At 60.6% G+C, this 15,173-nt stretch carries 12 protein-coding genes; all 12 read left to right on the top strand.

Going from position 1 to position 15,173, the window contains the following annotated elements; all coding sequences use genetic code 11:
- The first annotated feature begins 89 nt into the window (after positions 1-89).
- The 12 genes from CPY64_RS00305 (at position 90) to CPY64_RS00250 (ending at position 15,163) form a co-directional block, all read left to right on the top strand.
- Entirely contained in the window at positions 90-1,292 is a 1,203-nt protein-coding gene (locus CPY64_RS00305; RefSeq protein ID WP_226791439.1) for an ABC transporter substrate-binding protein, read from the top strand.
- Positions 1,289-2,170 (top strand): branched-chain amino acid ABC transporter permease, encoded by an 882-nt coding sequence (locus CPY64_RS00300; RefSeq protein ID WP_021447074.1) that lies wholly within the window; start codon positions 1,289-1,291, stop codon positions 2,168-2,170. Before CPY64_RS00305 ends, CPY64_RS00300 begins: the two co-directional genes overlap by 4 nt.
- On the top strand, positions 2,171-3,109 hold the full coding sequence (locus tag CPY64_RS00295) for a branched-chain amino acid ABC transporter permease (protein WP_042488614.1): 939 nt from the start codon (positions 2,171-2,173) through the stop codon (positions 3,107-3,109).
- The gene (locus CPY64_RS00290; protein WP_042488617.1) at positions 3,106-3,864 is read left to right on the top strand and encodes an ABC transporter ATP-binding protein; all 759 of its coding nucleotides are present in this window, start codon (positions 3,106-3,108) and stop codon (positions 3,862-3,864) included. The genes CPY64_RS00295 and CPY64_RS00290 overlap by 4 nt, the downstream gene beginning before the upstream one ends.
- On the top strand, positions 3,861-4,577 hold the full coding sequence (locus CPY64_RS00285; RefSeq protein ID WP_042488620.1) for an ABC transporter ATP-binding protein: 717 nt from the start codon (positions 3,861-3,863) through the stop codon (positions 4,575-4,577). Before CPY64_RS00290 ends, CPY64_RS00285 begins: the two co-directional genes overlap by 4 nt.
- A gap of 1 nt (position 4,578) precedes the next feature.
- Complete coding sequence (locus CPY64_RS00280; protein ID WP_042488622.1) at positions 4,579-5,265, top strand: 4'-phosphopantetheinyl transferase family protein; 687 nt, start codon at positions 4,579-4,581, stop codon at positions 5,263-5,265.
- A gap of 41 nt (positions 5,266-5,306) precedes the next feature.
- Positions 5,307-6,947 (top strand): (2,3-dihydroxybenzoyl)adenylate synthase, encoded by a 1,641-nt coding sequence (locus tag CPY64_RS00275; RefSeq protein WP_042488624.1) that lies wholly within the window; start codon positions 5,307-5,309, stop codon positions 6,945-6,947.
- A 2-nt stretch (positions 6,948-6,949) separates the two neighbouring features.
- Positions 6,950-7,195: a phosphopantetheine-binding protein gene (locus CPY64_RS00270; RefSeq protein WP_042488626.1), complete on the top strand. Its 246-nt coding sequence runs from the start codon at positions 6,950-6,952 to the stop codon at positions 7,193-7,195.
- Between the two features lie 21 nt (positions 7,196-7,216).
- A complete protein-coding gene (locus CPY64_RS00265; protein ID WP_042488629.1) occupies positions 7,217-11,140 on the top strand; it encodes a non-ribosomal peptide synthetase in 3,924 nt (1,307 codons plus the stop codon).
- A 3-nt stretch (positions 11,141-11,143) separates the two neighbouring features.
- Positions 11,144-12,394 carry an enterobactin transporter EntS gene (gene entS, locus CPY64_RS00260; RefSeq protein ID WP_042488632.1) on the top strand — a complete coding sequence of 417 codons (1,251 nt, stop codon included), beginning with the start codon at positions 11,144-11,146 and terminating at the stop codon, positions 12,392-12,394.
- Positions 12,395-12,491: 97 nt separating this feature from the next.
- On the top strand, positions 12,492-13,889 hold the full coding sequence (locus tag CPY64_RS00255; protein ID WP_042488635.1) for a YncE family protein: 1,398 nt from the start codon (positions 12,492-12,494) through the stop codon (positions 13,887-13,889).
- Positions 13,890-13,957: 68 nt separating this feature from the next.
- The gene (locus CPY64_RS00250; RefSeq protein WP_042488638.1) at positions 13,958-15,163 is read left to right on the top strand and encodes an isochorismate synthase; all 1,206 of its coding nucleotides are present in this window, start codon (positions 13,958-13,960) and stop codon (positions 15,161-15,163) included.
- Positions 15,164-15,173: the final 10 nt, after the last annotated feature.

Below are 15,173 nucleotides of genomic sequence, written 5' to 3'. Positions count from 1 at the left end.
AAATGATAATGATTAACATTTAGTAGCGCAGCCTCCTGCCTGAAATGTCTTCCCAGGCGAACTTGGCTCTCTTACGGAAACAAGCTCTCGTGACTCTCTCCCCTACCCGTGCTGGACGTCGCCAGCTCTTGCTAGCTGCCGCGGCCAGCCCTTTGCTATTTGGCGTTCCCCGCCTGCTTCGCGCCCAAGACGGTCCCCTGAAAATTGCCCTGCTGACATCCTTGTCCGGCCCCTTCGCCTCCTTGGGCGAAAGCATGCGCGCCGGTCTGGAGTTGATGCTGCAACAATGCAATTACGAAATGGGTGGGCGCAAGGTGCAGTTGCTGGTCGAGGACGATCACGGCAAGCCGGACGAAGCCATCCGTAAAGTGCGCAAGCTGATCGAGCGCGACAAGATCGACATTTTGGGCGGCGTCATCAGCGCCAATATCGCACTGGCCATTCGTGACATCGTGCACGATGCGCAACTGCCTACCTTTATTTCCAACGCCGCTGCCAATGGCCTGGCACGTGAAGCCGCCAGCCCCTACGTGTTTCGCCCCACCAAAACCAGCTGGATGCTGGGCCACACCGGCGCTTTGTGGACTTTCGAGCATATCGAAAAATCCGGTGGTATCACGCTGGGTTCGGACTACACCGCAGGCCGCGAATACATCGACGACTTTGCCAATACCTATCAGGAACAAGGCGGCACGCTGGGCGAGCGCATCTGGACACCCCTGGGTACGCCCGACTTCGCGCCCATCCTGATGAATCTGGCTGCCAGCAACCCCAAGTTTGTCTACACCTTCCTGGCCGGTGCCGACGCCGTTCGTTTCCACCAGCAAATGCAGGACTACCAGTTGCACGGCAAGATCCAGATCGTGGGCCCCGGCGCCCTGTTTGATCAGGAAGACGTGATTACCGCTGTAGGCGAAGCCGCTTTGGGCGGTGTCAGCACCTTCCACCAATCGCCTGGCGCTCCGGCTGCCCAGGACTTTGTTGCCGCCTACCAGGCCAGTCGTGGCCGCTTGCCCGGCGAGGCCAGCACCTCCGGTTACGTAACCGGCCAGGTCATCAAGGCCGGTCTGGATGCGGTCAAGGGGGATCTGTCCAACAAGGCCGCCTTCAAGCAAGCCCTGCTGGACAAGCCCATCAACACGGCCTTTGGCCCCATGGCTTTTGACCCGCGCAATAACCAGTCCATTCTGGATATTTACGTCAACCGGGTGGAAAAAGACGCCCAAGGTCGCCCCTTTAACACCGTGGTTCACACTTACCAGCGTATCCAGGACCCCGGCCCGCGTTCTTGAGCTCCACCTTGTCTTATTTCCTGCTTCAAATCCTCAATGCCCTGTCCTTCTCAGCCCTGCTGATGTTGGCGGGGCTGGGGCTGTCTTTAGTGCTCAGCCTGATGAACTTCATCAACCTGACACACGGTTCTTTTTTCCTGTTGGGCGGCTATATCAGCGTCCAGTGGCTGGCATCCGGCGCGCCCTGGTGGCTGGCCTTCCCCGCCGCTTTTGCGCTGTGCGGGCTGATGGGCTTGTTGCTGGACCGCTTCCCCTTTCGCCAGTTCTACCAGCGCACCCACTTGATGCAGGTGCTGCTGACCTATGGTCTGTCCGTCATTCTGGCGGACCTGATGCGCTGGGGCTTCAGTGCCGACACACTCTCGCCCATGCTGCCGCAAGTGCTGCGTGGCGGCGTGTGGATCATGGGCCTGCCCTTCCCCACCTATCGTCTGTTCCTGATCGTCACCGGCCTGACGCTGGCCTTGCTGTTCTGGTTTCTGCTGGATCGCACCCTGTGGGGCGCGGCCATTCGCGCTTGCGTGCAGGACGCCCAGATTGTCGAAACCCTGGGCTTGAACTCGCGTCGCCTGTTTGCCATCGGCATGGCGCTGGCCGCCGGTCTGGCCGGTTTGGGTGGAGCCTTGGGCGCAGGCATGCTGTCGGTCTACCCCGGCCTGGATGAAGAAATCCTCTTGCTGGCCTTGCTGGTGGTGGTCATTGGCGGCTTGAACTCGGTACGCGGCACCTTGCTGTGTGCACTGATTCTGGGTTTCGTCACCACCTTTGCCCGCGTCTGGGTCCCGGCCTTTGCCAATGCCGCTACCCTGGCCGTCATGCTGGGCCTTCTGCTTTGCTGGCCCAATGGCTTGAGCAAATCCGCTACGCGTCAGGTTTAAATGAACAAGCTCAACACCTGCCTGCTGCGCACTGGACTTTGGCCCGCTCTGGCCTGCCTGGTCCTGCTCAGCAGCTATTTCTGGGGCGACGCCTTCTTGTGGCGCTTTGGCACCGAAGCCCTGCTGATCGGTTGCGCTGTCCTTAGCATCAATCTCTTGATTGGTTACGGCGGCCTCGTGTCCCTGGGTCACGGTGCCGTCTTTGGCTTTGCCGCCTACGCCACCGCTGTCAGCAGCCAGTACTGGGGCGCGTCCCTGCCACTGATGTTGCTGGTGGGCATTGTGGCGGGGACCTTGCTGTCCATTTTGATGGCGCTGATCAGCCTGCGCAGTTCCGAACTGTTTTTCATGGTGGCAACGCTGGTTGCCGGTCAGTTGATCTGGGAAGTGGCGTTTCGCTGGCGTGACGTCACCGGCGGTGCAGACGGCCTGCGCGGTTTCCCGCGCCTGAGCCTGGGTGACCTGCCCCTGAGCGCTCCCTACACCCTGATGATTCTGGCCCTGGTGCTGGCGGTGATCTGCTGGTTGCTGCTGCGCTCCTTTAGCCGCGCCCCGATCGGGCTGGCCTTGACCGGCCTGCGTGACCAGCCCTTGCGCATGGCTGCCCTGGGTTATCAGGCATGGCGCATTCGCCTCTACACCTTCATGATTGCAGGTGCGGTAGCCGGTGCAGCTGGCGGCCTGTATCCCTTTGCGAACCAGTACGTCAGCCCGCAACAAGTGCATTGGAGCTTCTCGGCCACACTCATCATCATGGGCGTGATCGGTGGCATACGCACCTGGCGCGGGGCGTTCATCGGCGCTACGTTTTATCTGTTTGCCCAGACCTACCTCAGCTCCTACACGGATCGTTGGCAGTTGCTGGTGGGTTTGATCTTTGTGCTGACGGTTCTGTTCATGCCCAACGGTCTGGCTGAGCGGCGCAAGAGGTCCTCATGAGCGTGTTACTAAGCACTCGCGAACTGGCCTTGCATGTGGGGGGCCTGGATATCCTGACGGATGTCAGTCTGGAGCTGCGTGCGGGCGAAACCCTGGGGCTGATTGGACCCAATGGGGCAGGCAAAACCACGCTGTTCAATATCATCAGCGGTTTGGCCACGCCCTCCAGCGGCCAGGTCTTGCTGGAAGGCAAGAACCTGCGCAGCCTGGGGCCCATTGAGCGCGCCAAGCAAGGTCTGGTACGCAGCTTTCAGACCAGCCGCATCTTTCCTGAACTGAGCCTGCTGCAAAATCTGGCCCTGGCCGTGCGCATCAAAAAAGATTGCGGCTACCACTGGTGGGGCCGCAAGTCTGCCCGCAATGCCAGTCAACAAGCGGCCGAAGCATTGCTGGAACACAGCGCCCTGGCCGGTCGCGGCCATTTGCTGGCCCGCTCCCTGTCTTATGGCGAGCAACGCATCCTGGATTTGCTGATTGCCCTGGCGCAGGAACCCCGAGTCCTCTTGCTGGACGAGCCAACCGCTGGCCTGTCCGAATCCGAATCCCGTGAAGTCATGGCGCTGGTCCATGCCATGCGCGGCCAATGCGCCGTGCTGCTGATCAGCCACGACATTGATATTGTTTTTCAGGAATGCGACCGGATCGCCGTGCTGTCGTCCGGCACCTTGCTGACCTGCGATACCCCGGACGCCGTGCGCCAGCACGCTGGCGCGCGCCAGGCCTACCTGGGTGAACTGGCTTTGGAGACAGCATGAGCACAGCGCTGAACATATTGGGCCTGCATGCACGCTACGATCGGGCCGACATTCTGCAAGAAATTTCGCTGGATATTCCCGGCGGCCAGAGCGTGGCCCTGCTGGGCCGCAACGGCGCCGGAAAAACCAGCCTGCTGCACTGCCTGTTCAATATGGGCCCGCAGTGGAGTGGGCAAATCAATGTGCATGGACAAAATATTGCGGGCTGGCCTACCCACAAAATCGCCTTTCTAGGCATGGCGCTGGTGCCACAAGGCCGGGGCCGATTTCCCACACTGACCGTGCAGGAAAGCCTGCGCCTGGCCGGGCTGGCCCGCCGTCCACGCTCGGATGATCGCTGGACGCTGAACAGCATTTATGAATCCATGCCGCGTCTGTACGAGCGCCGCCAGTCCTCCTGCTCCGCCTTGAGTGGTGGCGAACGGCAATTGCTGGCGCTGGCCCGCGCCCTGCTGACACAGTCCTCCATTATTGTTCTGGACGAACCCAGCGAAGGCCTGGCCCCCATGACCATTCAGGACACCTTGCTACCGCAGCTGCAAACGCTGAACGAGCAGGGCATTACCGTGCTGATTGCCGAACAGAATTTAAGCCTGGCCCTGCAATTGGCGGATCGAGCCTTGTTGCTGGGCAATGGTCAGCTGGTTTACGACGGCCCTGCCGAGCAGTTACGCCAGGACGCCGCCCTTTTGCAACGCCATTTGGGACTTTGACATGCTGGCTGTGTACAGCTTGTCGCTTCCCCTGCCTGCAGGTATGGAATCCTGGTTACGAAGCCAGATCCCGGACAGCACCCTGGCCGTGATTGCCCGCCGCAAACGTCAGTCAGATCAGCACTTAAGCCTGCTGGCCCATGGTGCCCTGCGCCATTTTCTGGCGCCCTTGCTGGGCTGCACGCCCCGCGCCGTCCCGGTGACAACGCTGGAACACGGCAAGCCAGTTCTGGATCTGGACGACACCGACCTGCACTTTAGCCTGTCGCACAGCGGCGAGCGTGTACTCATTGGAATTGCCGACCAAATCATAGGCGTGGACATAGAAGCCATGCGCCTGCCCGTCAAACCGGGGCTGGTCGAACATTGCAGTGTGCCGTCCGAACGCAGTTGGTTAAAATGCGATCTGGATTTTTATGCACTGTGGTGTGGAAAAGAAGCGGCCCTGAAGCATGCGGGCACGGGTTTTCATATTCAGCCTCAAGAATTATCCTTGGACGGTCACCCAGATCACGGATGCACCGTACAATCCCCCCATCCCATCTTGCAAGATTTGGTGGTGCACAGTCACCGGCCGGTGGAAAACTATGCCGCCGCAGTCTGTTTGGACACTTCCTTTGCTCCATGGACAGTCAGTTTTCTGGACAGTATTCAACTGCCTGACGTCAAGCTGACCTACCATGAGTAATTCTGACAAGCCTACTTATTTATGTAATAGTTCTCATTACCATGATGAAATCTATTCCTGTTGAACAAATTTGGCCTGACGCCTTTGCCCAACGCTATCGCGATGCCGGACACTGGCAAGGGGAAACGTTTGGTGCCTTGCTGCGCACGCGCGCGCAAAACCATCCAGAACGTGAAGCCGTTGTTGGCGGCAACCAGCGCTGGACCTATGGCGCGCTGGACCAGTACGCCAGCCAGGTCGCAGCGGGGCTGCTGCAAGCCGGTTTGCGCAAGGGCGACCGGGTGCTGGTGCACCTGCCCAATATCCCTGAATTTGTCAGCGTGATCTTTGGCCTGTTCCGTGCCGGTCTGTTGCCCGTGTACGTCTTGCCAGCGCACCGCATTACCGAAGTCGAGCACTTTGCCAATACCGCCCAGGCTCGCGCCTATATCGGTGTGGATACGCATGCCGGTTTTGATTACCTGCCTTTGGTACGCGAGCTGCGTGAACGCTGCCCGCATGTCGAGCAGGTCTACATCGTGGGCGATGCGCAGGAATACACCTCGCTTGCCCAGCTGCAAAGCAGTGCAGCCAATGTGGACGTGCCCGAGTCGGCTGCCCAGCCTTCCGAAGTGGCTTTCCTGCAAATCTCGGGTGGCAGCACCGGCTTGTCCAAGCTGATCCCCCGCACGCACGACGATTACATCTACACCTTGCGCGAAAGCGCCAAGATTGCCGGTCTGGACGAGCACAGCGTGTTCCTGGGCGCCTTGCCCATTGCGCACAACTTCCCCATGAGCTCGCCCGGTTTTCTGGGTGCGCTGTATGCCGGTGCCAAAGTGGTGCTCAGCCCTGCCCCCAGCCCGGACGTTTGCTTTGAACTGATCGAGCGCGAAGGCGTAACCGACACTAGTCTGGTTCCCCCGCTGCTGATGCTGTGGATGGATGCAGCCACCAAGACCAATGCCAATCTGGAATCGCTGAAAGTGATCCAGGTGGGCGGTGCCAAACTGAACGCCGAAGCGGCCAAGCGCGTGCGACCCACTCTGGGCGTCACCTTGCAACAAGTGTTCGGCATGGCCGAAGGCCTGGTGAACTACACCCGCCTGGACGACCCCGAGGACATCATCATCAACACCCAGGGCCGCCCTATCAGCCCGGACGATGAAATCCTGATCGTGGACGACAACGGCAATCCGGTGGCCCCTGGTGAAACCGGCTATCTGCTGACACGTGGCCCCTACACAATCCGCGCCTATCACAACAACCCGTCGGCCAATGCCCGCTCCTTTACCGAGGACGGCTTTTACCGCACAGGCGACGTGGTACGCATGACACCCGAAGGCTACTTGATGGTTCAGGGCCGTGCCACTGACCATATCAACCGCGCTGGCGAGAAAATTTCCGCCGAGGAAATTGAAGACCATCTGCTGGCCCACCCGCAGGTCTTTGATGCTGCGGTGGTGTCGGTGCCCGACGAGTTCCTGGGCGAGCGCAGCTGCGCCTTCATCATTCCCAAGGATGACAAGCCACGCGCGATTGAACTGAAGAAATGGATACGCAGCCGTGGTCTGGCCGACTTCAAGGTACCGGACCAAATCGTGTTTGTGGATCGTTTCATGGAAACGGCGGCCTTGAAGATCAGCCGCAAGGAACTGCGCGCCCAGTTGCGCGAGCAATTAGAAAACACAACGCAAGAATAATCATGAGTACTGCACTTACCCTGGAACGCATGCGGCAAGACATTGCCGCCATGCTGCATGAAGACCCGCAGGACATTCTGGACGACGACAACCTGATCGATCTGGGCCTGGATTCCATGCGTGTCATGACACTGGCCACCCGCTGGCGCGAAGCCGGCGCTCCTATCGAGTTTTCCGAAATGGCCTCGGTCGTCACTCTGGGCCAATGGTGGTCGCTGATCGAGCGTGCCCAACAAAACGGCCGCTGATTTTCTTACTGCAACACGCTTATGTTTAGCTCCCCTTCCGAACTGCCATTGCGCCCCCTGACCGAAGCACAAGAAGGTCTGTGGTACGCCCAGCGTTTGGACCCGCTCAACCCGATTTTCAACACCGGGCATTGCACCCATATCCACTCGGCGCTGGACACTGCCCTGTTTGCGCAAGCCATCAATCTGACGCTGGCCGAAGCCGATGCCTTGACCTTGCGCATGGTGGACACACCCGATGGCCCGGCCCAGTACCTGCGTCCGCAAGAGCCAATTCAGCTGGAAATTGTGGACCTGTCTGCCCATGCAGACGGTGCCGAACAGGCCCAAACCCAGTTGATGGCCGACCTGCGCACACCGCTGGACCCGACCGTTGCGCCACTGGCACGGCACATTCTGTTTGTGCTGGGGCCCAAGCACCATCTCTGGTATCAGCGTATCCATCACCTGGCCGCCGACGGCTATGGCATGGCGCTGATCGAGACGCGCGTGGTCAAGCTCTACAAGGCCTTGCTAAGCGGCCGTGAAGATCATGGGCATGAGCTGGAATCGTTCGCCCTCTTGCAGGATGACGACCAAAACTATCGGGAGAGCGAGCGCCGCAGCAAGGACAGACAGTTCTGGCTGGACACCTTGAGCGATGCAGAGCCCGCCCAAAGCCTGAGCGAATCCCAGGCCTTGAGCGACCATCATTTCCTGCTGGCACGCAGCGCCGTCACGCCCGAGCTGACAGCCAGCCTGCAAGCATTGGCACAAAGCAGCGACATCAGCTGGCCAGACATTCTGACAGGTCTGACTGCCGCCTATGTGCGCCGTCACACTCGCCAGGACGAATGCACGGTAGGCGTGCCCTGGATGGGCCGTCTGGGCCATATCAGCGCCCGTATCGTCTCCACCGTGATGAACGTGGCTCCGCTGCGCTTGCATATCGACGAGTCCCAGCCTTTGAATCAGTACCTGATTCAGGTTTCCAAGGCTCTGCGTCAAGCGCGTCGTCATGGACGCTACCGCAGTGAGCAACTGCGCCGTGATCTGGGCTTGCTGGGCGGCATGCGTCGTCTGCACGGGCCCATCATCAACGTGCTGCCTTTCGATGCCCCCTACGAACAAGCGGGTCTGACCGCCAGCCAGACCGTGCTGTGCGCTGGCCCCGTGGAAGACTTGAACTTCACCTTCCGCGCTCAGCCCGATGCCGGTGGCCTGCGCCTGGAAGTGGAAGCCAACCCGCGTCTGTACACCGAAGAGCAGATTCAAACCCATCTGGTCCGTCTGGAGCAGTTCCTGCTGCGTGCTTTGCAGGCTGAAACCCTGTCTGCCGTGCCGACCTTGACGGATGCCGAACACCACCACTGGATTGAGACCGTCAACCAGACCGCCCACCCGGTTCCTGAAACAACGCTGTGGGCACTGATCCACGCCCAGTTGCAGGCTCACCCGGAACAAAGCGGCCTGGAATTTGAAGGCAAGAAGCTCAGCTACGCCCAGATCGACGAGCAAACCGCCAATCTGGCCGCGCAACTGCGTCTGGCCGGTGTGCAGACCGGCGATATCGTCGCCGTGGCCCTGCCCCGCTCGCTGGAGCTGGTGCTGTCCTTGCTGGCCATTCATCGTGCCGGTGCCGCCTACTTGCCACTGGATCTGGACCAGCCTGCCGATCGCCTGAACACCATCTTGCAGGCTGCTCAACCGCGCCTGCTGGTCGGCCAGCCCGATTGCACGCTGAACGCCACCCTGCTGGTTCCTCAGCCTGAACAAGCTTGCAGTGCAAAAACCTGGACCGCCGCAGGTCCGCACGATCCCTCTTACCTGATCTACACCTCCGGCTCTACCGGCACACCCAAAGGCGTGCTGGTCAACCACGACGCCATCGTCAACCGTCTGGTGTGGATGCAAACCCATTACGGCATTGGTGCCGGTGATCGCATCTTGCAAAAGACCCCGGCCACCTTTGACGTGTCGGTGTGGGAGTTCTTCCTGCCCTTCCTGTCGGGTGCGACCCTGGTCGTGGCCCCGCCACAAGCGCACCGCGATCCGGCCCATATTGCCCGCTTGATGCGCGAACAGAGCATCACGGTGCTGCACTTTGTGCCCTCCATGCTCAGCGCCTTCCTGGATGAGCCTGCCGCTCGTGGACTGGCGCCGCGTCTAGTGTTTTGTAGCGGAGAAGAGCTGTCGGCCGCTACCCGCGACCGCTTCCACTCCCTGCTGAACGCCGAGCTACACAATCTGTACGGCCCTACCGAAGCCGCCGTGGACGTGTCCTACTGGCCTGCTTCGCGCGACGACAAATCCCAGCCTGTGCCTATCGGTTTCCCCGTATGGAACACCGCTCTGTACATTCTGGACGAGCAATTGCAGCCCGTGCCGCCCGGTGTGGCCGGTCATCTGTATCTGGCTGGCCGTCAGCTGGCGCAAGGCTACTGGGGCCGCCCGGATCTGACAGAAGAACGTTTCGTGCCCGATCCTTATGCCCTGCATGGCGACCGCATGTACGCCACCGGCGATGTGGCCCGCTGGCGTGAGGATGGCGCGGTTATTTTCCTGGGCCGCTCCGATCACCAGATCAAGCTGCGTGGCCAACGTATCGAGCTGGGTGAGATCGAAGCTTTGCTGGCGCGCCACCCCGATGTGGCCCACGTAGCCGTGATTGCCCGTGAAGACATACCCGGTCAGATGGCGATTGTGGCTTACTGGGTGCCGCAAGCAGGCAGCCAGTGCACGGACAACACACTGGCCGCTTATGTAGGCGAGCACTTGCCGTCCTACATGGTGCCCAGCGCATGGATCAGCCTGGATGCCTTGCCGGTGACGGCCAACGGCAAGCTGGATCGCAAGGCCCTGCCCGTCCCTGCCTTGCAGGCACGTTCGGCTGGCTTGCCGCTGGAAGGAGCCACTCAACACCAAATCGCCGCGGCCTTCGCCACCGTGCTGGAAAGCAGCGAGGCGTTTTACGCCGACGACGACTTCTTCGCCCTGGGCGGACACTCCTTGCTGGCCGCCAAGCTGGCCTTGCTGCTGCGTGAAGCGCGCGGTCAGGCCGTGTCGATTGGCACTATTTTTGAATACCCCACCATTGCCCGCCTGGCCAAGCATCTGGATCAGGCAGGCAGTGCAGCCGCGGACGGTTTTGGTCCCATCATCACCTTGCGTCCGGCACCGAGCGATCAGCCTGCACTGTTCGTGATTCACCCGGCCGGTGGCCTGTCCTGGTGCTATGGCGCGCTGGCGCGTCACCTTCCTCCAGGCCGTGCTGTCTATGGTTTGCAAGCCAGCGTGCTGTCTGACGCCTCGCTGGGTCTGGATGGCAACCTGGACGCCATGGCCAAAGTTTATGTGGATCGTATCGAGCAAGTTCAGCCGCACGGCCCCTACCATCTGGCAGGCTGGTCCGTGGGCGGCATTATTGCTCAGGCCATGGCCGTAGAGCTGCGCCGTCGCGGTCAACTAGTGGGCATGTTGTCCTTGCTGGACGCCTACCCCAGCGATGCGTGGCGTAATGAACCGCCTCCCGAGCCCAACGCCATCTACAAGGCCCTGCTGCATATCGCAGGCCATGACCCGGACAGCTTGCCCGACGTTTCCCTGACCCGTCAGGGCGTGGTGGACTTCCTCAAGCGCAGCGGTCACCCGCTGGCCGAGTTGCCCGACACACGTCTGGACAGCGTATTCCAGGTGGTGGAGAACAATAACCGTCTGGTGCGTCTGTACGAGCATCACGCCTATGACGGCCCCATGCTGTACTTCCGTGCGGCGCTGGACCACGCAGGCAAACAATTGCATCCCGATTTGTGGAAGCCCTATGCAGGGCAGCTGGACGTGCATGACATTGCCTCCTTGCACGCTCATTTGACCGGTACTGAAGCCGTGGCCATCATGGCCCCGCTGATGGAATCGGCCATGGCTTTTGCCGAACAGGCACAAGCCCAACCTGAACTCGATGTATAAGCCATGTCTGTAAGACGTTTCTTTCTGGATATCTCGCCACTAATCGAAAGTCGGGCATTCCGCTTTGCCTACTTCGCTCGGGCCGCCACGGTGCTGGTCACCGGCATGTTAATGGTGGCTGCCAGCGTGCAGCTTTATGATCTGACCAAATCCAGTGTGGCCGTTGCCTTCCTGAACGTGTCCATGGCCACCCCCATGGTGCTGGCACTGATTGCCGGCGGTGTCTTGTCGGACCGCATGGACAGGCGCAGCCTGATGGTCTGGTCGCGCAGTGTCTACATCATCAGCGTGGTGCTGTTCCTGCTCAATACGCTCTTGCCCAACCCCCAGGTCTGGCTGATTTATGTCGCTGCGGCCATTGGTGGCGCAGCAGGCGGGATCAGCGTTCCGGCCATGATGTCGGCCACCCCGGCGCTGGTCGGTCGTGACAAGCTGGCCGCTGCGGCTGCGCTGTCCGGTCTGGCCATGCAATTGGGCGGCATTATCGGCCCCGCACTGGCAGGCGTACTGATTGCAGGCCCTGGCCTGGTGTTCTGCTACGTGATCGTGCTGTGCGGTGTCATCGTCACCCCTTTGCTCTTGCGTGCTCTGCCGCCCTTGCCTCCGCAAGCCGGCAAGCAGCCACAGAAAAATGCCTTCCAGTCCCTGCGCGATGGGCTGACCTTTGTCGCCAGCCACCCCTTGCTGCGCGCCCTGCTGCTGATTGATCTGGCCGCCCTGATTCTGGCGACGCCTCTGGCTTTGATGCCCGAATGGGGCGACACCATTTTGAAGATGGGTGCCACCGCCACCGGCTATCTCTACGCCGCTCCGGCCGTCGGTGCCACGCTGGCTGCCCTGTCCAGCGGCTGGTGCCGCCAAGTGTCCCGCCCCGGCGCCGCCATTGTGCTTGCCGTGCTGATCTGGGGCCTGGCGGTTGCGGCCCTGTCCCTGCAAACCACGCTGTGGTGGGCGCTGATCTGCCTGGCCATCATGGGCGCTGCCGACACCATCTCCAAAATCATGCGCATGGCGCTGGTTCAGCACCACACCCCCGATTACCTGCTGGGACGTGTTTCCAGCCTGTGGATGACGCAATATTCCCTGGGCCAGGCCCTGGGCAACATGCAAATGGGTTATCTGTCCCGCCTGCTTGGCCCGGCCGTCGCCGTGGCCGTCGGTGGCCTGGCCTGCGCCGCTGTCGCCTGTGGTTTCGGCGTGTTCAACCAAGGCCTGCGTTCGGCCAGCAAACAGGATGGCCCACCCAATGCCTGACATCTCGATTTTGTTCTACCCACGCCTGCTGCACGCCTGTAGAAAGATCTCCTACATGGACCGTCTTGTCGACCGAACCTTTATTTAGGATTAAAAGATGCTAATCAATGTCAATTGCATTCGCCGTACCCCCGCTGCACTGCTGCGCAAGGCCGGCCTGAGCGCAGCCGTCCTGTCCCTGTCTCTGGCCAACGCTTTTGCTGCGCCCGCCTTTGACCAGCCTGATGCTGACTTTCGCGGTTCGCTCAATGCCGCTGGTGTAGTTTATGCAGGCACCGAGGCTCAACTGGCTGGCCGTGGTTTTACACCCGGCCAGGAAGTGATCCTGCTGCAAAACGGCCACACTCTGACACCTCAAGCGCTGGTCGCTGACAAAGAAGGCAATCTGAGCACCACCGTTGCCATTCCTGCCGAAGCCGCCGTTGGCGTGCACCCCGTGGTCATGCAGGTCAGCAAGCCCTCTACCGCCGGCATCTTCAACCTGAAGGTTTCTCCTAAAGTTGAACTGAGCGGCCAGGACAAATTTGAACTGCAATCCCAGCACCTGGTGCCCGGCTTGTACCAAAGCGCTTACAGCCCCAAGAACAAAGTGCTGTTCGTGACTTCCGCCGTGGGCCGCCCGCCGGTCAAGCAATCGCAGCTGGTCAAAGTTAACCCCAAGACCCTGGCTGTTGAAGCCAGCGTGACACCCGCCGCCCAAAAAGGCCGTGATGATGGCCAGGTTCAAGCCGTTTACGGCGTGGACGTGGACGACAAGCAAGGCAATGTCTGGGTTACCAACACCCGCAGCAGCTCTGTGGCTGTGTACAGCCAAAAAGACCTGAAACTGGTCAAGCAATTTGAAGACGGCGTGGTCAGCCACCCACGTGATGTCGTTGTGGACGAGAAAGCCGACCGTGCCTACGTATCCTCGCCCGGTGCTGACACCCTGGCCGTGTTCGATACCAAAAAGCTGACTCAGCTGGACCCGATTGAACTGCAATCGAAAACCCGCAACAAACCCGGCACCATGAGCCTGGTTCTGGATGCTGAAAAAGACCGTCTGTACACCGTCAGCGCCAGCACCAACGAGCTGATCATTGTTGACCTGAAAAACGACAATGCCCAAACCGTGTTCCCCGTACCTGGCGCACGTGGTCTGGCTGGCGTGTCGGTAGACAGCAAGAATGATCAGGTCTACATCACCGCCCAGGGCAGCGACAACCTGCTGATCCTGAACGCCAAAGACGGCTCCGTTCAGCACGACATCAAGATCGGCGCTGGCGCTCTGAACGTGGTGTTCGATCCCAAGACATCCCTGGCTTACGTGGCCTCGCGCGGTGCTGGCACCGTGACCGCCGTGAACGGCAAGGGCGAAATTGTTGCCAACCTGGACGGTGGCAGCTTCCCCAACCACGTTTCCCTGGATGGCGAAGGCAATGCCTACGTGGTCAACAAATCCAAAGGCAAGGATGACCAGACCGCTGACCGCATCACGCGTCTTCACCTGAAGTAATCGCCCGACGCGCCCCTTTCAAAAAAAGGGGCGCAACGGCAAAACCCCTGCCCTTAAAAAGGACTCCTATGAACAGCCGTATCGACGATCAAGTCCGCCCTGCCGCCATTGAAGAATGGTTACAGCATTACCGGGTCGACAGCAGCGTATTTGCCTCTCCCACCGTCAGTTTGATGGCACACGGCACGGCACTGGAGCGGCATACCAATAATGCCCAGGGGCAACTGCTGGACGATGCCCGAACCTTGCTGTCGCAAGCCGCACAACAAGGTCTGGACGCGCCCCTGTTAGTGGGCGTGATCCCCTTTAACCCGTCCCGCGAAGCCTATTTGCGTGTGCCCAAGGAATACCGACGCGACCCCGTCTTGCTGCGTCCGGTCCAGCGTCCGCCGCTGGCCAAGTCCGGCAACAGCATTGCCAGCCAAAGCCTGCTGCCCGATGGCGAAGGCTATGAAGAAAGCGTCAGCCGCATCCTGGCCACGATGCGCGAACAGAACATTTCCAAAACCGTGATGGCCCGTACCGTGACCATCACGCTGAACGAAGCCCTGGACCGTCGGACTGTGTTGAGCAATATGCTCCACAGCAATCCGGCTGGCTATACCTACGCCCTGCCCCTGCCGAGCGGCCCGGCGCACGATCCCGACCTGTTTTTTGGAGCCAGCCCCGAACTGCTGGTGCGCCGCCAAGGCAACCTGGTGACCGTCAACCCGCTGGCAGGTACGGCCCCACGCTTTGCCGATCCGCAACGCGATCAGGCCAGCGCCGAAACCTTGATGGCGTCCAGCAAAGACCTGCGTGAACATGCCTACGTCATTCAGGACGTGGTGCGTATCCTTTCCCAGTTCTGCGACTCCATGGAAGTACCTGATGGCCCCAGCCTGACCAGCACCGCCAACCTGTGGCACCTGTCCACCCGTATCAGCGGCCGTTTGCGTAACCCTTCCGTCAGCTCTTTGGAGCTGGCGCTGGCCATGCACCCCACGCCAGCTGTCTGCGGCCTGCCCACCCAGCCCGCCATGCAGGCCATCGAAGCCACCGAAGTCTTTGATCGCGGCTACTTTGCGGGCGCGATCGGCTGGAACGACCACGAAGGCAACGGCGAATGGGCCGTGGCCATCCGTTGCGGCCACTACACCCAGCAAGGCCTGACCTTATCGGCTGGCGCCGGCATTGTGGACGGCTCCGTCCCTGCCCTGGAGCGCCAGGAGACCGGCAATAAACTCATGACCCTGATTAACTCACTGGGTCTGGCACAAGACATAACCCTTTAACGGAGACACG

It is taken from the genome of Alcaligenes faecalis (genome assembly GCF_002443155.1).
GTDB classification, from domain to species: Bacteria; Pseudomonadota; Gammaproteobacteria; order Burkholderiales; family Burkholderiaceae_B; genus Alcaligenes; species Alcaligenes faecalis.
Note: the sequence above shows the minus strand (reverse complement) of the source record. Positions and strands in the feature narration are given on the sequence as shown.

What these genes read in the sequence shown, in the direction of transcription:
- CPY64_RS00295 (WP_042488614.1), top strand. Translation starts at nt 2,171, where the DNA reads ATGAACAAGCTCAACACCTGCCTGCTGCGCACTGGACTTTGGCCCGCT.
- CPY64_RS00290 (WP_042488617.1), top strand. Translation starts at nt 3,106, where the DNA reads ATGAGCGTGTTACTAAGCACTCGCGAACTGGCCTTGCATGTGGGGGGC.
- CPY64_RS00285 (WP_042488620.1), top strand. Translation starts at nt 3,861, where the DNA reads ATGAGCACAGCGCTGAACATATTGGGCCTGCATGCACGCTACGATCGG.
- CPY64_RS00280 (WP_042488622.1), top strand. Translation starts at nt 4,579, where the DNA reads ATGCTGGCTGTGTACAGCTTGTCGCTTCCCCTGCCTGCAGGTATGGAA.
- CPY64_RS00275 (WP_042488624.1), top strand. Translation starts at nt 5,307, where the DNA reads ATGATGAAATCTATTCCTGTTGAACAAATTTGGCCTGACGCCTTTGCC.
- CPY64_RS00270 (WP_042488626.1), top strand. Translation starts at nt 6,950, where the DNA reads ATGAGTACTGCACTTACCCTGGAACGCATGCGGCAAGACATTGCCGCC.
- CPY64_RS00265 (WP_042488629.1), top strand. Translation starts at nt 7,217, where the DNA reads ATGTTTAGCTCCCCTTCCGAACTGCCATTGCGCCCCCTGACCGAAGCA.
- entS (WP_042488632.1), top strand. Translation starts at nt 11,144, where the DNA reads ATGTCTGTAAGACGTTTCTTTCTGGATATCTCGCCACTAATCGAAAGT.
- CPY64_RS00255 (WP_042488635.1), top strand. Translation starts at nt 12,492, where the DNA reads ATGCTAATCAATGTCAATTGCATTCGCCGTACCCCCGCTGCACTGCTG.
- CPY64_RS00250 (WP_042488638.1), top strand. Translation starts at nt 13,958, where the DNA reads ATGAACAGCCGTATCGACGATCAAGTCCGCCCTGCCGCCATTGAAGAA.